The following is a 22,516-nucleotide window of genomic DNA, read 5'->3' on the forward strand; positions in this document are numbered from 1 at the left end:
CGACTTTAATGAGAGTGAATTACGGGCAAACAGTGCATGGCCAGGAAGAGATCGATGCCGTGGTCGAGGTGCTGAAAACATCCACGCAAATGGGCCCCAAAGTGCGCGAGATGCAGCAGCAGGTCTCGGCCCTGTTTGCCAAGCGCCATGGTGTGATGGTCAATTCCGGATCATCGGCCAACTACCTCGCCGTGGAAATCCTTGACCTGCCGAAAGGCAGTGAGGTCATTACGCCTGCGCTGACATTTGCGACAACCGTGGCCCCATTGGTCCGACAGGGCCTGATCCCCGCATTTGTCGATGCGGCCCCAGGGACTTACAATATCGATGTGGATGCCATCGAACGGATGATCACGCCGAAAACCTCGGCCATGATGATCCCATCGTTGATCGGCAACCTGCCCGATTGGCGCCGTATCCGCGAACTGGCCGATGCCCATGGTCTGAAAGTGATCGAAGACAGCGCCGATACGCTGGGCGCGACAATTGATGGAACCAGCACGGGTGTCTATTCCGACGTCTCAACCACCAGCTTCTATGGCAGTCATGTCATCAACGGTGCGGGCAATGGCGGCATGCTGTGCGTCAATGATGACGATCTGGGCCGCAAAGCGCTGTTGCTGCGCTCATGGGGGCGTTCGTCGTCCTTGTTTGTGGAATCCGAGGCCATCGAGAACCGCTTCAACGTGATGCTGGACGGTATCGAGTATGATGCGAAATTCCTGTTTGAAGACCTCGGCTACAATCTGGAACCGTCCGAGATCAGCGCCGCCTTTGGCTTGGTTCAACTGGGCAAACTGGACAACAATATTCAGGTTCGCGAAAAGGCATTTGCCGCGCATCGGGCGTTCTTTGCCCAGTATGAAGACTGGTTCATCCTGCCCGAACAACTGCCGGGTTCGCGGACCGGTTGGTTGGCCTTCCCATTGACCCTGCGCGAAGGCGCGCCGTTCACGCGCCGCGAATTGCAGATTTATCTTGAGAAGTCGGACATCCAGACCCGCCCCGTCTTTACCGGCAACATCCTGCGACAACCGGCCATGAAGAATGTCACGTGCCAAACCAGCCCCGACGGCTATCCCGCCGCCGATGCGGTGATGCGTGGCGGTATCCTTCTGGCGTGCCACCACGGTCTGGACGACGCGCAGATTGCCTATATGCATGAAACCTTTAACAAATTCGCCGAAACGCATGGCGCAAGGAAGGTCCCTGCATGACCGACGTCAGAGAGACCCAGGTTTCTCCGGAGATCGCCGCGCCTGCTGAGGGTTCAGCAAAGGCGCAGGCGGCACCGAAAGGGCATGCCGCGTCGTTCAATATGACGGTGCATGCCTTTCGGGGCGTAACCTCGCTGATGGTGTTCATTGCCCATCTGGCCGGGGGGACCGCACTGAACGCTTATGCAGATGATCCTTCTGTTTTCGCGGGTCTCGAACACTATTGGAACTTCGGAACCAATGTAGTGTTTTTCTTCTTTATCATCAGCGGCTTCGTTATCCTTCCCAGCTCGATCAAATATTCGCCGGGCGGGTTCGCTGCACGTCGTCTGATCCGGATCTATCCACTGTTCTTTGCCATGACGATGTTGTTCATCGTGTTGAACGCGGTCACCAACACGGCGCCGGAACTGAAGGACCCGTGGAAGATCTTTCTGGCCTTAACGTTCTTGACCAATTTCACCAATACCGGGCAACTGACCCCCAACGCCTGGAGCATTGTCTATGAGATGTGGTTCTATCTTCTGACTGGGCTGGTCATGGCATTTGCCATCCATCGTCCATCGAAGATCGGTCTGGCGCTGTCTGTACTGGCTGCGGTGGCCTTCACGCTCTATTTCCCGGCGACGCTGTTCTTCCTTGGTGGCGTGATGATCCGGCTGCTTGCAGATCGTGGCATGCTTCCAACCGGCAAGCTGGTTCCGGTTGGCGAGATACTGGCCTTTGGTGGCGCGGTCTATTTCCTGCAACTTGGCAAGGTTCTCTATATCCCGTCAGATTTTGTCGATCCGAATGTGACACTGACCATCGTGTTCTCGGTCTTGTATTTCATGCTGGCCATATCACCGGGCAGCATCAGTGGCCGCGTTTTCTCCAGCAAATGGATCTTCTATCTGGGTACGATCAGCTACAGCATGTTCCTGACACATCCCTATGTGTACCTGCCAATGCGCATGGTCTTCGAAAAGATGGGGTGGTTTGGTTCGAACTTTCCGCTGTCGGTTTCGATTTTCATCGCGGTGACAATTCCGCTGGGCGTACTGGTCGCGCATCTGGCGCACATAACGGTCGAAACCTGGCTGTATCAGAAGGTGTTCAAGCAAAAGGTGTTTTGATCCGAAATCATCGGGTCGCATTCGCCGAAAAGGAGGAAAGGAAAAAGACACAAGCACAGATTGGTAGTACGCCGCGAAGGCAACGCTGTGTTTGAACCATCTGCTAAGCAATTCTGTGACGCAGAACTTCCTGAGATACCGATTGCCGGACACATAACCGCAAACGGTACGCAACCTAAAACAGATAGCTGTCGCGCTTTTTGCGCATATTGAATTGAAATGAAGGTAGTGTGATGAATATGCAGAGTGTACGTCCAACATCCCGCACAACGTGCCGGGCCTGTAAATCAGAAAATCTGATGCTGGTATTGCCGATGGGCAATCACCCTCCGGCCAATATGTTCGCCAAAACGCAGGACTTGTCGGAACCGCAACCCGCATTTCCGCTGAACACGCAGGCCTGTCTGGACTGTGGCCTGATACAGGTCGCCGACCAGGTTCCGGCTGATTTCTTCACCGATTACCTCTACGTGCCGTCTGGCGCGGCTACGATGCATACCCATTTCGCGGGGCTCGCCCAGGTGGCGGTTGATCGCGCGCAAGGCGGTATGATCGTGGATATCGGCTGTAACGACGGGCTTATGCTGTCCCACGCAAACGGGCTGGGCGGCAAATGTCTTGGGATCGATCCGGCGGCGAACCTTGCCAAAATCGCGAATGAGCGTGGCGTGCGGGTCCATGTTGATTTCTTTAACCCGGAAACCGCCAAGACTGTGCGCGAACAGGAAGGCCCTGCAAGCGTCATCACGACAACAAATACCTTTAACCATATCGACGACCTGCACGGTTTCACCGCCGGTGTCCTTGATCTTTTGACCGACGATGGTGTGTTCATCATCGAGGTGCCTTGGGGCAAGGCCATTCTGGAAACCAATGAATTCGACAACGTGTATCACGAGCACGTCTCGGAACTGAGCTTGTTGTCCATCGTCAAGCTTGGGGAAGCGGTGGGTCTGGACGTTGTCGACGTGACCAAACTGCCGGTCCACGGCGGTTCGATGCGGGTGTTCATGCAGCGCGCGACTTTGAACAAAACGCCTGCGCCCATCGTGGCCGAAATGCTGGCCGACGAAGCGGCGGCAGGTATGACCGACCGCGCCAGTTACGAAGAGTTCGCCGACCGCGTGCACGAGCTGCGCGACAGCCTGCTGAAAATTCTGGCGGACCTGAAAGCCGACGGCAAGACAGTCGCAGGCTACGGCGCACCGGCCAAAGGCAACACACTGTTGAACTATTTCGACATCGGGGTTGAGACGCTTGATTTCCTGGTCGATCGCAACCCGCTGAAGCAGGGGCTGTATTCGCCCGGCAAGCTGATCCCGGTACTGCCGCCCGAAGCGGTTTTTGAGCGCAAGCCCGATTACCTGCTGGTGCTGGCCTGGAACTTCTTTGACGAGATCCGCGAACAAATGGCCGAGTTCGAAGCCCAGGGCGGAAAATTCATCGTCCCGCTGCCAATGCCGGTTATCCTTCCCTGAGGATCCGGCGATGGCACGTGTCCTCATAACAGGCGCATCAGGGTTCATCGGATCGCACCTCACTCGGGCCTGTCTGGACCGGGGGGATGAGGTTGCGATCCTGACACGGTCGGGATCATCGCTCGGCCGTCTCGGGACTGCTGTGTCAGACGTTGCGACGTATCGCTGCGCCTATTCTGACGAGCACGCGCTGCGCGACTGCTTTCAGGATTTTGCTCCGGACACGGTGTTTCACACAGCGGCGCGAACCCGGTTTTCGAACGCGCCAGACCTTTCGGACCTGGATCAGAGCATCGACGAAAACCTCAAGAGTTTGACCCGTCTGATCAAGGCGGCCGCGACCTGCGCGTCGCCGCCTCGGGCCTTTGTCCGAACCGGTACCATTGCAGAATACGGTGATGTTCCCCTGCCATTTGTAGAAACAGAGCGGGAACATCCCATAAACGCTTACGGAACATCTCTTTTAGCGGGCACAAAATACCTTGAGATGGCGGCACCCAGATTGCCCTTTGTCGCCGTGACCGCACGTCTGGCGTTGACCTACGGGCCGGGACAATCCGAAGAATTCCTGATCCCTCAGGTTATTGAAAACCTGCTCAGCAACAGACCCGTTCACCTTCGGCGCCCCCATGACCGCCGGGACCTGATCCATGTGGATGACGTCGTTCAGGGCCTGATGGAAATCGCAGACGCCCCTGAAAAGGCGGGCCCGGTCATCAACCTGTGCACGGGCCATGCGCCCGAAATGTCAGAGGTGGTTCAGCATCTAAGATGTTTGGCCGGAGCCGGTGAAAGCATGCTAAAATGCGATGCACCGGTTGATGAGCCAAATGTCCTGTTGCCCGACGCAAGCCAGATGAAGGCGCGATATGGTTGGCAACCCGCGATTTCACTGTTGGACGGCCTGACACGCACTTTTCAATGGGCAAAGCAGTTTAAAGCATCATCAGCGACGGCGGGAGCGCGCGCATGACACTGGTATCCATTCTAATTCCGGCCTTGAATGAGGAAGACAACGTCAAAACGGCCTATGACCGGGTTGTCAACGTCTTCGACAATCTGCCCGATTACGAGCCCGAGATCATCTTCACCGACAACCATTCGACGGACCGCACCTTTGACATTCTGTCCGAGATCGCAGCCGAGGATCACCGGGTCCGTGTAATCCGCTTTGCCCGAAACATGGGTTATCAATCGTCGGTTCTGACTGCGTATCGGTCTGCCAACGGCGCATGTTCGATTCAGCTGGATTGCGACATGCAGGACCCGCCCGAATTGATCCCGATGATGTTGGACTTGTGGCGGCAGGGCAATCACGTCGTCTATGGCATTCGCCGCAGCCTGCCCGACGGTCCGATTGTGGCCGCGGCCCGGCGGGGTTTCTATGCGTTGATCGACATGATCAGCAATGACGATCTACCCAGAAACGCGGGTGAGTTCCGCCTGACGGATCGCCGCATTCTGGACGAGCTGCGCCTTGTAGACGACCGCTCGCCCTATGTGCGCGGATTGATCAGCGGCATGGGATTTCAGCAGGTCGGGTTCGAATATGATCGCGATGCCCGGACCGCAGGCGAGTCAAAATTTCCGTTCAAGGCAATGCTGTCGCTGGCCATTGACGGGTTGATCAACCATTCGCTGCTGCCGTTGCGACTGGCCTCGATGATCAGCCTGACCGTGGGCCTGATGACCTTTTTGCTGATGATGGGCTACATCATCGGAAAACTGTTCTTTGGGCAGGATTGGCCCGGCGGTTTTGCGACGACAACGATCCTGTTGCTGCTGTCGATGACCCTGAACGCCATGTTCCTTGGTATCCTGGGCGAATATATCGGCCGGATCTTCCTTCAATCCAAGGACCTGAACCGTCCGTTGATCGAGAAAGAGGTGAACGCGCCCCATCCGTTGCACACCATCCCGGACACCCAATCGCAACACGCAGATTTGCCAGATAGCGGAATAAGTGGCCGTCTGCACAACGCGGCTGAGTAATCCATCATGAAGTTGTTAATGGTTCAAGGCGGTTTTGGTGCAGGTGGGGCGGAAAAAAACATCGCGATGATCGCCGAGCATCGGTTGAGCCTTGGGGATGAGGTGCATATCGTCGGGATGGCAACCCCCGACAACAGTTCGTATTTCGACTACCCCGAGGCGACGAACCTGCATGTCATTCACCCCGGCGACGGATTCTCAAAGCTGGTGCAATTTCGGCGGTTGCTTCATATCCGGCAGACCGTGCGGCAGGTGCAACCTGATCTGATTATGTCGTTCCTGACCAAGATCAACGTGCTGACCCTGTTGGCAAACACGGGTTTGAACGTCCCCGTTTTGGTGTCAGAGCGTAACAATCCGCAAGCGCAGCACGCCCATCCGATCTGGTTGAAAGGGTTCAACACGCTGGCCCGCTCGGCCACGGCCATCGTGATGCAAACCGAACGCGCCCGTCAGGATTTGCCTGACGCTTTGGCGAACCACACACATGTCATTCCCAATCCATGCGCGCCTTTTTCTGATGTCACGTTGGGGGAGGGGGCCGCAAACATGGTCGCCGTGGGCCGGTTGGAATGGCAAAAGGGGTTTGACCTGTTGCTGGATGCCATGCCCGAAATCATCAGCCGGGCGCCTGACGCCAAATTGACGATTTTTGGTGATGGCCCAAAACGCGATGAGCTTGAGCGTCAGGTTCAACGAATGGGTCTGACCGACCGTGTTCAATTGCCCGGATCAAGCGCGCGACCCGGCGCTTGGATGCAGGACGCAGATGTGCTGGTGTTCCCGTCGCGGTTCGAAGGGTTTCCCAATGTGGTTGCCGAGGCAACCGTTTCCGGCTTGCCGGTTGTGGCCTTTGATTGCGCCTACGGCCCGCGAGAGATTGTCCGGGACGGAGAGAACGGCATCCTCGTTGCTCCGGAGGACACCCCGGCGTTGGCGAACGCAGTGGCAGGGCTGCTGACGGACAAAGACAGCCTTGCGAAAATGAGGCAATCTGCGGTGGAAAACCGGTACTGGCTGCAACCCTCTCGGGTGCTGAGTGACTGGGATCAGGTCATCGATCAAATTGTTCCAAGCCACTCGATGTTTCAGGAAAACTCGATCACGTCCGGCAACTGATCGAAGTCAATGATCCTTACCTGCGCGGCATGCGCCTGATCCGGTGGGTTGGGATCGTGAACGGCTCCGGCCCGCAAAACCTGCACCGTTTGCCATCCCATCGCATTTGGCGTCACGAAGTCTTTGGCCGGATTATCCGCGACATAGACCATTTTCGACCCGCCGGGGGCCAGGCTTTCCATTTCTTCAAATGCGCGGGGATGCGGCTTTCCAAACCCCTCGGGCCAAGCGCCGGTGGGGCGAATATGCGCGATGTGCTTTTCCAACCCCAGCGCGGCGATCTTGTTGCGCTGCATCCGTTCCGGCCCATCGGTGATCAACCCCATCGGATGGCTTGCGGCATTCAGAAACCGTTCCGCGTCCGGGCTAAGCTGAATTTTTGGAACGTGCAGCCGGTATTCCTGCACCAGTCGATCAATGAAGTCCGGACTATCCGGCAGCCCGAGCAAAGCGCAGGCGGTATTGAAGATTTTCCGCCTGTCTCCGGTTATAAAGATATTCTGACAGGCAGGTCCAAATCCTGAAACGCCGTAATGTTCTGCGACCCAACGTTCGAGATGCGCAAACCCGCTGAACGCAAAATCGCGTTCAAGATACAGGGTATCGTCCAGATCAAAAACCAGCATCAATCGATATACACGGCGCTGTCATACCGCATCATGCGCACCCCGTCGCGCCAATCGTTATGGGGGGACGATGGCAATCCGCCCACCTCTTCCAGCAGCCATTGCGCAAACGGCGCGCCTGCATGGTCTGCCAGCGGGTATCCACCCCCAAAACGCGCGTTTATTTCGATGACGCATGGCCCCAGTTTCGGGTCGTCAATGATCTGAAAGCACGCCACCCCTCGCAGGTCGGGCAGCGCGTGCACAATCCCCTCGGCAATTTTGTGCAGGTCAGCGCGGCGTTCCGTGCGGCCCTTTTCGACCTCGCCCGCCCTGATCTGGATCCGTTTGTGCGGTATCACCGTTTGCAGGCGGCCTTCCTGATCGACAAACATGTTAATCGTGTATTCCGGTCCGCTCAGATTGTCCTGAAAGATCATGGGTTCGGGGAAAACGGCGGGAACTTCGTCTATCGAATTGAAAACCTGAAGCCCGCGGCTGGCGCTGCCACCGCTTGGTTTCGCGAATGCTGGCCAGGACACACCGTCTGGATTTTCAAGAACTCCCGCGTGATCCAATGTGCGCGGAACGGGCACTCCGGCCGCTGCCAGAACGGCAGAGGTTTGATGCTTGTCCCGAACAACCTCGATCACATTCGGGGGCGAGACATGGACATGCGCGCCTGCGGCGGCGAATTCGTCCAGCGCCACGGACAGGGGCAACAGTTCGGGATCGATCGTGGGGACCACCAAATCCACACCATGATCGCGCACGATCTGTAAAACAGCAGGGATGTAACCGGGATCGTCGGTTCTTGGCACTGCAAACGCCTGATCAGCCAAAGCGCAGGCGGCGCTTTCATCCGGGTTCAAATCACATGCAAGAATTTCGAGATCACATTCAAGGCGTTCGGCGGCCGCACGAAAGCAGTTAAGCAATCCAACGCGACGACCAGCGGAACAAAGAAGAAGTTTCAAGGCGCGACGAGCCATGTTTACCTATAAAATATCAAACAACTACGCAGACCTACAGTTACATGGTTAAGGTAATTCTGTGAACGCTCATCGCGCCGTTGAGGCGAATTATTTTGCCCCCGTGCGGTTGTGATCAACCGTCGAAACATCCCGCCACCCCGCCGGCATGTACCAAACCGGCCAATAGGCTTGGATAACCGTGAAACATAGTGCAGATCGGCCAAAGAACCGACTTAAATGCGCACATAAACAAGCACTTGACTAGAATTTTACCGTTTCTACGGGATTCCCCTAATTCTCGTGCAGGGTTTATCTGTGTAATTTGAAGACAACAAAGTTTTACAACCGGTGAGGCCGCAAGGCTAAATCACTCACTCGTTGAATGGCCAGCATTTGGGGTGCTGGCCATTTGCCTTTCCGGCACCAAAAACACGCATTTCTGGCTTTTGTACACTTGCCTGCGCAGGACGGCACGCAAGATCGCTGGGCATTGGCTGTGACCATCCACTTGCACGATCCGAATGGCCTGGAATTCGGCGGGCACGATCGGGATTCCAAAACAAAAAAGGGCCGGTCACAGGACCGGCCCAGTGAGTTCAGCTGAACCGAGGGATCAGTTCGAAGCTGCGTTCAGTTTTTCGTTCTGCTCGCGCAGCGAGTCCGAAATGATCGCGTACCATTCGCCGGACTCGCGCATTTCGTTCAGACCCTTGTTCATCATCGCAATGTATTCGCGCGCGAACGGGTTGGTGCGGTGCGCCAGGAAGCTCATCGACGACAGGGTCGAAACATATGGGTTTTCAATGATGTCAGCCGAGGTCAGGCCCATGTCGTTCATGGTAGATGCAAACAGATCAACTTCGAACGCCGCCACATCCGCGGTGCCGGTCAGAACTGCATCCAGACATTCACGCGCAGAGCTGGGCTGAACGACGGTTGTGTTCTCACGGTTCAAGCCAACTTCTTCCAGAACAACCATGCTCCAACCCGCCATCCGGCAAATGGTGGACCCTTCAAGATCACTGAAATCCGTCGCGCTTGCATACTGGCTTTCGGGCAGAGTGAAGAAGCCGCCGACGACGTCGTAGACCGGAACAGACGCAACAAACTGGGTGCAGCGCGCCGTTGTTTCAGCCGACCATTCGTATGTGCGGTTTGTGCAATCCGGAACGGTCCAGGCGATCGAGATATCAAATGCCCCAAGCGGCAACAGGGTCTCCAGGTGCGAGCTCCAGTCGTCTACGAAGCTGACCGAATAATCGCGGCTGTTGCCAGCCCGCTGCAGGCTGGTGGTTGCCAGACGGGTCATGATGCCGCCGCCGCTCAGCGCCTCGGTTGTGAACGGCTCCCAGCCGTTACCGGCAACCATCTTAATCGGCGGGGCGTAGACGTTCGAACGCTTGACGCTGGCCGCGCGCTGTTCTTCCGCTGCGATGATTTCCTGCGCCGATTGGCCGTTTGGCAGGCTGCCATCTTCACAGGGCAGAGCAAGGACCAGGCCGGGCTCAAGCGCGTTGGGGTTGTTGATGATGTTGCGGTTCGCGTTGAAGATCGGCTGATAGTTCGAGGTGCCATAGGCGGCAATCGCGATGGTCGCCATCGTGTCGCCGTCTGCAACGGTGTAGTTGGTGCAGGCCTCTTGTGCTGCGGCAGCACCGGCGCTGAGCGCGGTAACGGCGCCGGCCGACATTACAACTTTCTTCAGATTAAATTCAAACATGTCCACTTCCTCCAGACTATTCGTTTGTCAGGCCATTTGGGGCCTTAGCCATTTTCCATTTGATGCCGCAGTGCAGACGACACGATGTCGCGCCATTCGCCGGATTGCTGCATGATTGTCAGACCCTGATTCAGCGTCTCAAGGATCGCTTCCCCATCAGGATTATCTTTGTGGGTCATGACGTTAAGCGACTTGATCGCCGCAAGGTTGGGGTTTTCGATGATGCGATGCTCGTAGCCCAGCCGCGAGATTGCCTCGACCGCCAGATGGGCTTCGATTGCGACGATATCCGCGCGCCCTTCGATGACCGCGTGAAAACAGTCATCCGGCGAAACGGGACGCATCAGGCTGATGACCGGCTCGTACAGGCTGACGGCATCCATATGCGATAGCGACCAGCCTTCGGGGCGGCAGATGGTCGTGCCCGCGAAATCGGAATAGGTCAGCGTTTGTTCGTAGCCCGATCCTTCAAGGGCAAAGAACGTATCCACAACTTCGTAGAACGGGTTCGAGAAATTGTAGGTTTCACAGCGTTCACGGTCGCTTTCAGACAGGGCTGCCGCCTCTTCGCAATTGGGGCGCGACCATGGGAAGGTTCCGTCAAAGGCCAGCGTTGGCATCAGCAGGTCCAGATGCGAGGACCAGTCGTTGACGAACTGAATTTTATACGCCTGCTCGGGCGCGGCGCGCAGCATCGCAGTTTCGACCAGACGGGTATAAAGCCCACGGTTCGGCAATTCCTCGTCGGTGAACGGCGCGTAGTTACCACCTGTGATCAGCAGAATCTGCCTGTCGCGGATCTCGGGGCGGTCGTCCGACCGGGCCTCTCGGATCAACGCGGCACCTTCGGCGCGGGCCGCTTCAATCTCTTCCACCGCCGACGCTTTGGCCGCCGAAACGGCGTCTTCGCTGGCTTTCTTGGCTTCGGCCTGGGCCGCTGCAACGCGGGCTTCGGCATCGGCAATCGCCTTCGCCGCACGCTCTTCTGCGGCTTTCACCAATTCCGATGCCATTTCGGCGGCCAGACGTTCCGCCTCGGTTTCTGGCGGCGCAACCGCACGGCCGACTTCTTCGAGACAGGGCAGGGTCAGAACGTCACCGACACGGATGATGTTGGGGTTGGACCCGATGACATCGCGGTTTGCATCGTAAATGATGCGAAAATCCTCGGTCGAATAGACCTGGATCGTCAGTTCTCGCAGGCTGTCGCCGCGCTGAATCTCGTAGGTCGAACATGCCTCTTGCGCCGAGGCCGCGCCGGTGGCGGCGGCAAGGGCAAGGCTTGATATGATTAGGTGCTTTCTCATGGGTCCTGTTGCTTTGCCTGTTAGGGTCGTGTCGGTTTCGCGATTGCGATTGTCAGGTTGTCCTGATCTGGATTGGCCTTGGCCAGAACGGCCCGCAGCAACGCGTCCGCGATTTCCTGTGCCAATGCGGTTTTGTGTTCGCGCAGAACAGCCTCGATTTCGCTGTCCGAGAGGGTCTGCAAACCATCGCTGCCAAGGATCACAACATCACCCGAGCTCAGCGTCAGCGGCGTTTCAGGGCAGTCAACCTTGGGGATCGCACCACCCATGACAACCGAGGTCAGCTGATTGCGATCCGGATGGGACTGCGCCTGCGCCTCGGTCAGCTTGCCTTCGGCCACTTGCGCATCGATCACGGGGGCCATCGAATGGTCTTCGTTGACCTGTGTCAGAACACCATCCCGAAACAGATAAAGCGGGCTGTCACCGATTGAAATCCAGTACATCCGCTGGTCAAGGAAAAGCGCGCCCAGCAGCGTTGACCCCATATTGAAGCCGCCGCCTTCTTCTTCGTTGTGGTTCGCAATCGCCGTGTTGGCCAGCATCGCAGCCAGGGGCAAGGCATCAACCGCTGCGGGTTCGACCAGGGTGTCACCGCTCAGCTCCGCATCCAGCGACTCGCGCCAGGATGCGATTACCAGCTCCGAGGCGACCTCGCCCGCTTCATGACCGCCCATGCCGTCAGCGATCACGATGTAACCCGCGTCGATCGCATCGAACATCCGTGCAGCCACGGCATCTTCCTGCGTGTCTCGCTGACCCTGGTTCAGGATCAGCGCAATATCATATGCCGGAGTCGCCAGCATCTATTACGAATCCCGCCAGTCAAAGCCGTCGTCGCAGAAGGCTGCAAACCGGATCGAGGTTTCGCTGATGCGGATCAGGTCGCCGCTGGACAGCGCCACAGTGCTCAGCACCGGCTTGCCGTTCAGGCGCACAAGATTGGCCTTGCCGCCATGGCCCAGATAGCATTTGCGATCTTCCGGATCATAAGCAATCACCGCGTGGTTCGAGCGGGAAATCCCCGTATCGCCAAAGTCCAGCTGGATTGCCTGATCGTCGTTGCGGCCAATCTGCATCAGACCTTCTGTCAGGGTGATGCTGGCCCCACGTCCGGGCCCCGAGGTGACAACCAGCCACCCGACAGGGAAGGTCTCTTGCACGGCCTCGGTTTTAGCGACCGGCTCAGCGGTTTCCATCAGGTCCTGAACATGCGTGTCGGCACGCTCGAACCCAAGGAACGTGGTCTTGACGCGCGAACGGCGGTCCTGCGCGGGGGCGGGCTGTGGCGCTGCCTCAACTTCCTGCGTCACTTCAGGCGCGGCTTCAGCCACCGGGGCGGGGGTTTCAACGACCTCTGCCACTGGTTCTTCCGCGACCGGTTCCTCAACGGGGGTCTGCACCGGTTCCTCAGCAATCGCTTCCGGCTCAGAGGGTGTTTCTTCGATTGGCTCAACCGCGTCTTCGGTGGTCAGGCGCAGGGTCACGATCTGCTCATCCGCGACCGGTGCGGGCGTTTCTTCCTCTGCACCCATGTCAGCTGTTTCGGCCTCGTCTTCCACGAAGATCGACTGCTCAACCGGCTCCTCAACCTCTGCGGCATCTTCCTCAGAAAAGTCCGGCATCTTTTCTTCCGGCATCAATTCATCCGTTTCCTCATAGGATTCGGATGACATATTCCCGCCTGCCAGCGCCGCGCGCAGGGCGTTGAAATCAGCGATGGGCTGTTCCTGCTTTTCCTCGATGGGATCTTCGCTGGCCGCTGCCGACGTGGTTTCCGTGGCTTCGTCTTCTTTGGCTTTGCCGGCGCCTTCGAGAAGCCGGCTAAGAGGGCTTTTGTATTTGAACATGGCGTCGACACCTTCAATCTCTTGGCACGCAACATGTGTGCCGGGGGCTGCAACATACCTCTGCGCAAGACAGCACAGCGGCGTTCATCATATTGAAAAACCTGGAAAACTCTTACCTTCTGCGGCGGGCCGGTCCCCGTCAGGATGGCCTGAAAGGCGGCCATCCTCAGCAAATACACACTGGCAAATCACATTCGAACCGGTCAGATCACTCCTGCGATAGCGGCATCACAGCGGCCGTTTCACTTCCGTTCCGTGTCACTGTGAAACGGGCCTGGGATTTTTCTTCGGCAACAAGCGCGGCCAGCAACTCGTCCAGGCTCTCTGCGCCGTTGAGTGCGACACCACCCTGCGCCTCGCTCAGCAGAACATCGCCTTTCTGCAGGTCGCCCGCAGTCTCGGCTGGAACGTCTGACACAACGGTCTGCCAACTCTCGTCACCCGTGCTGCGGATTGTGAACATATAACCGTTCTCCAATCCGACCGAGCGGATGGCGGGCAGGGCCAACAAACCGTTCTGCGCCCGTGTTTCACCCAAGGGGCGATACCGGGCCGCAACACGGATATAGCCGTCCGGGTCAACATTGAGGTTGTCGAGAACATGCGTTGCAAAGGACGCATCACCCCGAACCGGGCTGCCATTGAGCGTAAAGATCGTCGAACCGCGCTGAACCCAATCACCGATGACCGACATGTCCTGATTCTGATCAACGCCGGTTATCGAAAACGTATGCCCGGTCGACGCGCGGCGGCGCGAGATCGAGAAAGGAATATCCACATCCCAATGCGAGAATGCGATCTGGTTCTCGGCCAGATCCACCGGACCAGCCGGTTCCGCAACAGCGGTCTCGGCGGGGGCCGGATCATTGACCGCCGCGTCCGGTTCTGCGGCGGCTGCTTCTGTGGCAGCCGCTTCCGCAGCGTCGGAACTTGCCTGCTCGACAGGCGGCTCTGAAATTTCTTCTGGTGCAGGTGTGGCCACCGTTTCGGAGGCGGCTTCGGGTGTTTCTACAACCGTTTCCTCGGCGGGTTCAGACTCAACCACTGCTGGCTGTGCATCTGTGGCAACCACCGACGCAGTTTGCGTGTCATCCGCTTTGTCGCCACCCGACAAGACAAAGAAGCCACCCGCGGCAACTGCCAATGCAACCACAGCCACACCGGCCAACAGCTTGCCGCTGCCGCCAGACCCGCTCTGAACCACGGTGTCCACCGCGACCGGAGTGTCTTCTTTTGCAGCGAACTTGGCCCGTTCATCGTCTTTTTTGTCTTCGTTCCCCAGCGCAATATCGGCGTTTCCAGCCAGCAGCGCCGTCACGACCGCTTCGGCATTTTCGGTCTCGGCCTTGATCCGGGCTTTTTCCGCCTCTTTATCCGTGCGATCCATCCCGACGATGACCGAAACCGGGCGGTAGGCAAACGTATCGAACATCACGCCGGGGCCACGGAACATCCGCAACCAGTCCAGCGCGCTTTGCAGGCGGTCGGTAGCGTGAACCTCCATCGCCTTGTCGATGGCCTCAAGGAACCCTTCGGGGTAGCCGTCAAACCGACCGGCCAGCGGCGTGTAGGGATCATCCTGCCCATTGTTGAAGGCGTTCAGGCGGGATTGGCCATCAATCGGGCGCTCTCCGCTGATCGCGTGATACAAGGTCGCGGCCAGAACATAGAGGTCACTGCTGGGGCCTTGTTCGGCCCCGCGTACGTAGAACTCGTGCGGAGAGTATCCGTCCTTGATCACCCGCAAGGTCAGCAGCGCCGCGGACTTGTTGGCCGCCTGTTCCCGTGCGGCGCCAAAGTCGATCAGAACCGGGTCGCCATTTTCATCAATCAGAATGTTGTCCGGCGAAATATCCCGGTGCAGCATCCCGCTTTGGTGAATGAACGACACCGCCGAAAGCATCTTTTCAGTCACCTGAACGATAAAGTCCGGGCCGCTTTCGTTTTCGGGGTTCTCGACGTAATCCAGCAGGTCACACCCCCGGATCAGGTCCATCGCGATATAGGCGGTGTCGTTGTCTTCGAACACCTGATGCACATCGACGATATTGGGGTGCACAAGCCGCGCGTGGTTGCGGGCTTCCTGAATGAACAGGTCAATGATGGCGCGCAGGTCGTCTTTGTATGCCGGATCGTTCGGTGCCACCAGATCACCGTTACGGCGGCACAGGGCGCCGGGAAAACACTCTTTGATCACCACGTCACGCTCCAGGCTGTCGCGCGCCAGATAGGTGATCCCAAATCCACCATTGCTGAGATATTTCAGGATTTCATACTGCCCGCGCAAAAGCTTTGCGCCGGGTTGAAGTCCTTCGATCTGAGGTTCGTCGTGCGATGCACCGACCGCCTGGTTGTGGCTCATTTCATTCCGCCCGTTCTACTCGTTTTGCGGTACAATAACCGGGCAAATCGCCCACGAACTCACAACCAAAAACAACCGCAGGACACTTGAGAACGGTTAGACGTTTCAAATTTGACTTTATTGGGGCCGCCTGATGGCTTCACTATGGATCGTTTTTGCGCGACATCTATATTTAGATGCCATACTATCTCCTGTCACAATATGTTGTCTTTACGGCTAAGAAACATGAAAACTGACGCCCCGATTTGAGACGCTTGGTCTACGATTTCGAAACAATTAAGAATCGGTTTTCGCTGTTTTCGAATCGCCGCAATGCAGCTCAATCTATGCGAGAACGGCTCAGGTTCCGGTTTTTGGCTGCGCCGCAGCAACCGTGCTACCAGCCCAGGCGAGGTTATCGCCCAGCTGCACCAGAATGCTGATCGCATCTTTCAACGGCGCATCGCCGCTTTCGAATTGCAGCAACAGCAGCAGGTCCGTGGCCTTTTCGAACTCGGCCGGAATCCAGTCAGCCTCGGGGTCGATTTCACCGCCTTGCTCCAACCGTTCGGCGAAATCTTCGACGATTTCCTGACAGCTTTGCAGAAAGGCCGCAGGTTCGATTGATGAGGACTCGCGCAGGTCCTCATAGATACTGGCAATTGCCGCCAGCCAATCTTCCAGAATCGGATTGTTCAAGGGCGGCAGGGCAGAGCCCAGCGTCGCTTGCATCGAAGGCGCGTCAGACTGTTCAGGCTCGGCATCAGGGCCTTGCAGGGCTTCGAGATAAGGCAGGAAGTCCCGTTTCAGATCTTCGCGCGCAGCGTTCAGGTCGTGTTTGCGTCGGTCCGAGGCAGCCTCGAGAACCTGTTCGGCCAGATTCTGACCACCACAGGTTTCCCACAGGTCAAAGTCCGGCTCGGGCTCCTGCGCCATGGCGCGGACCGCGACCGGGGTGCCAATCGGAACAACCGCGCGGAACAGGCCGTCCTTGTCCTTGTTCAACCGCGCCAAAACCCGGTCCAGCGCGTCGCGCACGGGCGGCAGGTCGGCATGGGTCACGGCAAGCAGGCTGTTGTCGCGCAGCTCGGCGGGAACCTGTGCCCACAAATGGCGCTCGGTCTCGCGCCATGCGTTGGTTCCGTTGGTGCACCAGATCGCGCAGTCCACGAATTTCAGCAATTCGAGCGTCTGCTTGTACGTATCATCCAACGCACCCGATCCGGGCAGATCAAACAGCGAGATTTCCTTTAGGGCAGGGGTGTTCAGCCCAACCGAGATGAAATCAGGCTCATCCGCCGCCGCCTTTTCCAGCGCGATACCGGAGTAGGTTTTGCGCTGCCTGTCCCACCATCCAACGGTTGTCTCGGGCGCGTCGGCATAGGCAACGATCACCAGTGGCAACTTCAGGTGCTGCGGACCCGTGGGCAGGATATCTGCCCCGGCCAGCATATTGGCAAGGCTGGATTTACCGGCCCCGAACTCTCCCGCGAAACCGATATTGACCGCGTTCGACAGACGTTCTGCATGGGCCAGGGCGCGCGCGCGCATATCTTCCAGCGCGGCATCGGGCTCCATGTTTTCTGTCGCGGTCAGAAAGCGCCCAAGCTGGCGCACTTCCTGTTCGGTTCCGGGAAAGTCGATCATTCCGCAGCCTCTGCCTGTCTTTCTTCCGCATGGCCGGGTCCAAAGATGGTCTCCAGCTCACCCCTGATGCGCCGCGCCCGGTCAAAAGCCGATTGCGCCTCGGCAACGGCATTGGTTTCGCCTGCGCCGCTTCTGTGTTCAAGATGCCCGGCCAACAAGGCCAGGTAGTGATCCAGAACGGTGTTCAGCCGTTCCAGCAAATCATCCCGCGTGGTGTCGATCAGATCGTCGCCGATCAGCTCGAATTCCTGCACAATCATCCGCTCGGCCCGTGACACCACGCTGTTGCGCGAGATCAGGCGCGACAGCCAGTTTACACGCAACTCTACCGTGATGCCACGGGTCAGCGCGGTCGTGTCCGGGCGGAACCAACGCACGGCACTGGTGTTCATGCGATTGTCGACCGGTTCCTGCCAACCGGGCAGGGCGCGCAGCGCCGCATTGCACCGCATGTCGATGGCATAAAGCTCGCTGAGCATCCGTTGACGCACCACTTGCGAGGCCCCCTGAACCAGTTCCCGCATCCGGTCGCGCAGGGGCGTAAAGTTCAGCTCGGTATCGCCTTTGGCCAGCAAGGGTGACTTCCCCTCGGGACCACGCACAACGACCGAGACCGCCTCGGCCACGGTGTCATCCATCACGCCGCGCAAGTTCGACAGGATGTCGTCCATGTCGCGGGTAATGTCTTGTGTTTTTTCTGCGATGAGGCCGCGCAGTTCGCCAAGAGTTTTGTCGTTTTCATCCGCGCTGGCCGTCGCTTCGCCGGTTTCGTCCTCAAGCGCGCGCAGATGCGCCTGCGAACGTTCAAACTCACCCTGCGCAAAGCTGTTCAGGTGCTGCCACGCCATGCGCAATTGCTCATCCCGCGGCCCGTCAATCAACGCCTGCGTCACGTGACGGCGCAGGTCCGGCAGGCCCGATGCGATCATGGCCGCAAAGCGCAAGACAGCCTCGCGGCTGATCGGGCCGGGGCCTTGCTTGATCTCTTCTACCCCGTCCAGATACTGCCGCATCTGCTCGGGGTGCGCGCGCAGCCAGGCCAGAACGTCATCATGGTTGACGCCGGTTTCATCGCCCGTCAGCGCGTAGTGTGCCCATTGTGCGCTGCCCATCAGCACATCGATATTCGAATTTCCAAGCGCCTGTTCCAACCCGTCCAGAACGTCGGCACGGACCTTGGTGGCATCCCCGGCACCCCCACTCAGTTCATCCACGCGGTTGATAAAGACCACGATCTGCCCAAGCTCCAAGGCCTGCATCAGGCGGAACAGTTTCAGATCGGCACGCGACAGGGCCTGATGCGCCGACAGAACCACCACAAAGAAATCGGATTCCTTGAGGTACTGGCGCGAGATTTCTTCGCGGATCAACAGCGGGTCGTTGACCCCCGGCGTGTCCGTCACCGTGAGTGGGAAAGGAAAGTGACCGATATCAAAATAAACCTCGGCCTTGCGGGTGATGTCGCTGTAAAGACCCCGGTCGCTGCCGGGATCCAACGGGCCATCCTCGGTCGGGTCATCTCCGGCGCAGACATAGCGCGCCAGATCGTCCGAGGTCAGCTCTTCCAGATCGTGATGCTGGCCCAAAAGCTGTTCGTAGCTGTCGCCAAGACGCCGCTGCGCGCGGGTTTTCATCGCCTCGACCTGCTCTTCGATCATCTCGCGCTTATAGCTGTCCTCGTCATCGGGGAACATGTTGCGCAATTCTTCACCCTCGGCGATCAGCGACTGCCACTGGTGATTGTCGAAGAAATGAAACTCGGCCCCTTCGGTCCGGCCCGAGGGGTGGCCAAAGTGCATATCCGTGATCACCGTGGTCCACGGGTTCACATCCGAGGGCAGGTATTCGGCCTGCCCGGTGAACCCGTTGATCAAACGGGATTTGCCCGCCTTGATCTGCCCGACAAAGGCAATCGACGGTTTCAGATTGGACAGATCGCCGACAATGCGCGAGATGAACTGACGGGTCTCGTCATGGCTCGTCTCATTCATGTCCTCGGCTATGCGGATTAACTCGCGACGATTGGATTCACTCATACTCGTTACCCTGATAAAACTACACGACTTGAATTATTAGAAAATTTGAATGTTTTGGAGGCGATCATCCGTTCGCCTCCTGCAACGCAGTCCAAAGATTGACAACCGCCCCGAGTTTTCGGGCTTCATGCACGGCGATTGCGATCTGCTGACCGTCATTCACAACGGCCAAACCAGCACCCTTGCCGCCGGACGGGCGCATGACGATCAGTTGGGGATGATCCAGCGCGGGCTGAGTGTCCTTGTCCCAACCGGCCAAATCGGCCGCAAACTGCGCCAGCAGCGCCTGATCCGGAGACAACGGCCCGCCGGGGGCGCACTCTTCGGCCATGTGAGAGATATCGCCGTCCTGCGCCGAGGCCAGAACGGACCCAAACGCAAAGCGTTCTGCGCCCGCAAAAAACGTCTGGGCAAGTGTGCCGGTTGATTGCGGCTCGGGCAGTTCGGCAACAGGTTCTGCGTCATCGGGTACCACCGAAACAATCGGTTCCGCCGGAAGATCGATCTTGGCACAGGCGTTTTCGATTTCCCGCAGTGTGACGCCGACATCGTCAGCCTCCAGCGCCCTGTCGGGTTGCAGAGACAACAACTCCAGCGGGGCAGGGGCAGATGCAATATCCGTCACCAGCCGCGCCATGTTTTCAATCAATTCGTCACGCGCCGCTGTATCAAAATGGGGCACAGGGCCCGAGACAACGCGGAATACATCGGTCACGCGCGAGCTGTTCACCTCGATTGCCAGACAGTCGCCATTGGCGGCCGTGAACTCCAGACGGCGTGGCAGAATCGTGCCACGGATCACCCGCAAGACCTCGGCCCGGCGCGCAGCAGCCGTGTCCCCCGCGATCACCACCGCCGGGGACAATCGGGCAACAGACGACCGCCCGATATCTTCGAGCATGTCGAGTATGTCCGTGTCCATCATGCCGTGACCCCCTCTGGTCCCGTTCATACTGCGGCCGCAACCGGCCCCAGGCTTAGATGCGATTTCGTCAACGCCAGCCCGACATTCGCGCTGTTGCGACAGATGTAGCAGACCACATGATCGGGATATTCCCGGGTCCGCAGAAAGATGTTCAGCCGGGCTTTCGAGAACACCGCGATTTCCCCAAATCCCGGATTGTCCTCGTCTTCTGTTCCGGCCTGACGCAAAAGCGCCTCAAAACCTGCCACCCCGCGCCCCTGAAACAGGTTCGCCACGGCGATTGCCAGCGAATCCAGATCAACCGCGCCGTCCGGATCGGGCGTGCTGGTGCCCAGCAGCATCCCCGTTTCCATGTCGATATACCCGGCTGCAATGCAGTCGGGTATGGTTTCGATCGCGGTGTTCAAGGCAGCCTGAATTGACATTTAACTAACTGTTTTACCTCACTAATAGGCGGTTATCCCAATCCGATTTCGATTACAAGACATGCCATTCCGCCCCGCTGTTTTCGCTGGTTTTCGGGATCGAGCGCAGCGTTTCCCTGGCTTGCTTAGCGGTATGCTCGACGGCGATCTGATCGAACTCGGACAGAAAGGACTGAAAGACCTTGATCAAGGCTTCTGCGTCCGTGGGCAGATCCTCGTTTTTGGTCACTTCCTCCCACATGGCTGCGGCGCTCAAGGGCGCGCCAACCGCCACTTCGGTCAGATCATTCAGATCGACCACATGGGCTTCGGGACCATTGACCAAATCGGCTGATGCCTTGATCTCGACCAGACCGCTGGTTTCGGGCTCGGGCTCGTATTCCTCTGCGCCCTGGTCCTGCTGTTCGGCCATCAGTGCCGTGATCGAGGATACCGAGACCTCGATGCTGCGCTCATCAGGTTGCGCCTGATCTTGCGCAGGGCCTGCAATCGCTTCGGGTGTTTCCTTCAACGTATTCGTCAGTGATGACAGCAGATCCTCGGACTCATCCGCTGACCCATCCGATGCGTCGTCTGCCAGGATGTTTTCAACTTCATCATCCAGTTCCGCGTCATCCAGAAGATCATAGTCTTCCAAATCGGCCTCGGGATCGGGAACAGCTTCGATGTCCAGCGGATCATTGGCCGTGTCCCGGAAATAGGCGCGCAGCTCGTCCTCATTGCTTTCGTCAATCTCGGGCGTCGACTCGGGCACCATTTCGGCGCGCAAACGCTCGGCCTCGGCTGCGTCGATACGTGTGCGATCCGCATCTTCGGGGCGACGTTCCACCCGCGCGGGACGAACCGGAAAGCTGGTCACGACCGAGGCATCTTCGCCCGCATCCGTCAACGGGTTCACAAGTTTGAGCGGGGCCGAAGCATCGGGCGCTGCCGTTTCGGTGGTCTTCGACGGGCGCAGCGGCTGCACCTTGGGCGCGTCGGACAGGCTTTTGTCGATCTGATAGCGCGCCAGTTGATCGGCGCGGTTGTCCATGATCTGCTCGGTGATCTCCAGAAAGCTGTCGATCATCTTGCCGCCGCCGCTGCGCGACCACATCTCGGCATCCCCCGTCTTGTCGCGCGCTTCAATCGCATCACGTGCGGAAAACAGAATCGAGCGGTTGAACAGATGCCCGGCCTCGCGGTTCACGCGGCGCAGAACCTTTTGCCGGTCCTTCGCGCTCAGCGCATCTGCCCGTGTCACCAGCAGCAGCGAGTTATGTTGCAACCGTTCAGGCAAGGACACCCAGGTCGCCCGCTCGGTCTCGCGCCAGGCCTGCGTGGCATGGGTGCACCACAAAACCCCATTGGCCTGACCCACCGCACGTTGCCATACATCGGTCGAGATCTTGGGGTCTGATATACCCGGCGTGTCGATCAGATCGACCGCCTCAAGAATGTCCGCCTCAAGAAAGATGCGAATGAACTGCGCATCGTTGACGCCGACGGTTTCAAGCTGATCCAGTTCGATCTGCTCGGTGCTGCCATCATGCCGTTTGACATAGGCCGGACGATTGCCCCAGCTAAACCACACCGGAGGCAACTGCGTTGCCGTCACCTGCGTCGGCAGGGTGTGCGTGCGCAGCAAAAAGTTCATCAGGGTGGATTTCCCGGCGCTGAATTCGCCCATTAAGGCGAAAACCGGCTTCCGGCGCGACCAATGCTCGATACGCTCCCATGCCTTGGGGGAAACGAAACGGTTATGTGTGTCTTTTGCCATTTTTCT

General features: G+C 58.1%; 18 protein-coding genes. 6 read left to right on the forward strand and 12 right to left on the reverse strand.

From position 1 onward, the window contains the following. Nucleotides 1-8 precede the first annotated feature (8 nt). The 6 genes from ACR0KJ_RS11305 to ACR0KJ_RS11330 all read left to right on the forward strand — a co-directional run bounded on the left by ACR0KJ_RS11305 (nt 9) and on the right by ACR0KJ_RS11330 (nt 6,921). Nucleotides 9-1,217 carry a DegT/DnrJ/EryC1/StrS family aminotransferase gene (locus ACR0KJ_RS11305; RefSeq protein ID WP_170453766.1) on the forward strand — a complete coding sequence of 403 codons (1,209 nt, stop codon included), beginning with the start codon at nt 9-11 and terminating at the stop codon, nt 1,215-1,217. Next, nucleotides 1,214-2,332 carry an acyltransferase family protein gene (locus ACR0KJ_RS11310; RefSeq protein ID WP_480626713.1) on the forward strand — a complete coding sequence of 373 codons (1,119 nt, stop codon included), beginning with the start codon at nt 1,214-1,216 and terminating at the stop codon, nt 2,330-2,332. The genes ACR0KJ_RS11305 and ACR0KJ_RS11310 overlap by 4 nt, the downstream gene beginning before the upstream one ends. 239 nt (nt 2,333-2,571) lie before the next feature. Next, nucleotides 2,572-3,810 carry a class I SAM-dependent methyltransferase gene (locus ACR0KJ_RS11315; protein ID WP_480626714.1) on the forward strand — a complete coding sequence of 413 codons (1,239 nt, stop codon included), beginning with the start codon at nt 2,572-2,574 and terminating at the stop codon, nt 3,808-3,810. Nucleotides 3,811-3,820: 10 nt separating this feature from the next. Further along, nucleotides 3,821-4,783, forward strand: coding sequence for an NAD-dependent epimerase/dehydratase family protein (locus ACR0KJ_RS11320; RefSeq protein WP_170453763.1), 963 nt, complete (start codon nt 3,821-3,823; stop codon nt 4,781-4,783). Continuing rightward, nucleotides 4,780-5,802: a glycosyltransferase family 2 protein gene (locus tag ACR0KJ_RS11325; RefSeq protein WP_170522875.1), complete on the forward strand. Its 1,023-nt coding sequence runs from the start codon at nt 4,780-4,782 to the stop codon at nt 5,800-5,802. Before ACR0KJ_RS11320 ends, ACR0KJ_RS11325 begins: the two co-directional genes overlap by 4 nt. A gap of 6 nt (nt 5,803-5,808) precedes the next feature. Then, nucleotides 5,809-6,921 carry a glycosyltransferase family 4 protein gene (locus ACR0KJ_RS11330; RefSeq protein ID WP_480626715.1) on the forward strand — a complete coding sequence of 371 codons (1,113 nt, stop codon included), beginning with the start codon at nt 5,809-5,811 and terminating at the stop codon, nt 6,919-6,921. Here the strand turns inward: ACR0KJ_RS11330 and ACR0KJ_RS11335 are convergent. The 12 genes from ACR0KJ_RS11335 to ACR0KJ_RS11390 form a co-directional block, all read right to left on the reverse strand. Beyond that, nucleotides 6,891-7,547: an HAD family hydrolase gene (locus tag ACR0KJ_RS11335; protein WP_170453760.1), complete on the reverse strand. Its 657-nt coding sequence runs from the start codon at nt 7,545-7,547 to the stop codon at nt 6,891-6,893. The genes ACR0KJ_RS11330 and ACR0KJ_RS11335 overlap by 31 nt on opposite strands. After that, complete coding sequence (locus ACR0KJ_RS11340) at nt 7,547-8,518, reverse strand: ATP-grasp domain-containing protein (protein ID WP_170453759.1); 972 nt, start codon at nt 8,516-8,518, stop codon at nt 7,547-7,549. The genes ACR0KJ_RS11335 and ACR0KJ_RS11340 overlap by 1 nt, the downstream gene beginning before the upstream one ends. Before the next feature lie 595 nt (nt 8,519-9,113). Beyond that, entirely contained in the window at nt 9,114-10,220 is a 1,107-nt protein-coding gene (locus ACR0KJ_RS11345) for a transporter substrate-binding domain-containing protein (RefSeq protein WP_170453758.1), read from the reverse strand. A gap of 44 nt (nt 10,221-10,264) precedes the next feature. Next, on the reverse strand, nt 10,265-11,527 hold the full coding sequence (locus ACR0KJ_RS11350; RefSeq protein ID WP_480626716.1) for a type 2 periplasmic-binding domain-containing protein: 1,263 nt from the start codon (nt 11,525-11,527) through the stop codon (nt 10,265-10,267). 20 nt (nt 11,528-11,547) lie between these two features. After that, entirely contained in the window at nt 11,548-12,333 is a 786-nt protein-coding gene (locus ACR0KJ_RS11355; RefSeq protein ID WP_170453756.1) for a protein phosphatase 2C domain-containing protein, read from the reverse strand. 3 nt (nt 12,334-12,336) lie between these two features. After that, nucleotides 12,337-13,377 (reverse strand): FHA domain-containing protein, encoded by a 1,041-nt coding sequence (locus ACR0KJ_RS11360; RefSeq protein WP_170453755.1) that lies wholly within the window; start codon nt 13,375-13,377, stop codon nt 12,337-12,339. 208 nt (nt 13,378-13,585) lie between these two features. Further along, nucleotides 13,586-15,739: a serine/threonine-protein kinase gene (locus ACR0KJ_RS11365; RefSeq protein WP_480626717.1), complete on the reverse strand. Its 2,154-nt coding sequence runs from the start codon at nt 15,737-15,739 to the stop codon at nt 13,586-13,588. A 339-nt stretch (nt 15,740-16,078) separates the two neighbouring features. Then, a complete protein-coding gene (locus ACR0KJ_RS11370) occupies nt 16,079-17,365 on the reverse strand; it encodes a dynamin family protein (RefSeq protein WP_480626718.1) in 1,287 nt (428 codons plus the stop codon). Next, nucleotides 17,362-19,401, reverse strand: coding sequence for a dynamin family protein (locus tag ACR0KJ_RS11375; RefSeq protein ID WP_480626719.1), 2,040 nt, complete (start codon nt 19,399-19,401; stop codon nt 17,362-17,364). Before ACR0KJ_RS11375 ends, ACR0KJ_RS11370 begins: the two co-directional genes overlap by 4 nt. Before the next feature lie 64 nt (nt 19,402-19,465). Then, nucleotides 19,466-20,326 (reverse strand): hypothetical protein, encoded by an 861-nt coding sequence (locus ACR0KJ_RS11380; RefSeq protein WP_480626720.1) that lies wholly within the window; start codon nt 20,324-20,326, stop codon nt 19,466-19,468. Between the two features lie 23 nt (nt 20,327-20,349). Next, nucleotides 20,350-20,751, reverse strand: a complete 402-nt coding sequence (locus ACR0KJ_RS11385; protein WP_480626721.1) for a hypothetical protein — start codon at nt 20,749-20,751, stop codon at nt 20,350-20,352. A gap of 52 nt (nt 20,752-20,803) precedes the next feature. Continuing rightward, nucleotides 20,804-22,510, reverse strand: a complete 1,707-nt coding sequence (locus ACR0KJ_RS11390) for a dynamin family protein (protein WP_480626722.1) — start codon at nt 22,508-22,510, stop codon at nt 20,804-20,806. Nucleotides 22,511-22,516: the final 6 nt, after the last annotated feature.

The sequence above is a fragment of the Ruegeria sp. AD6 genome, assembly GCF_056542325.1.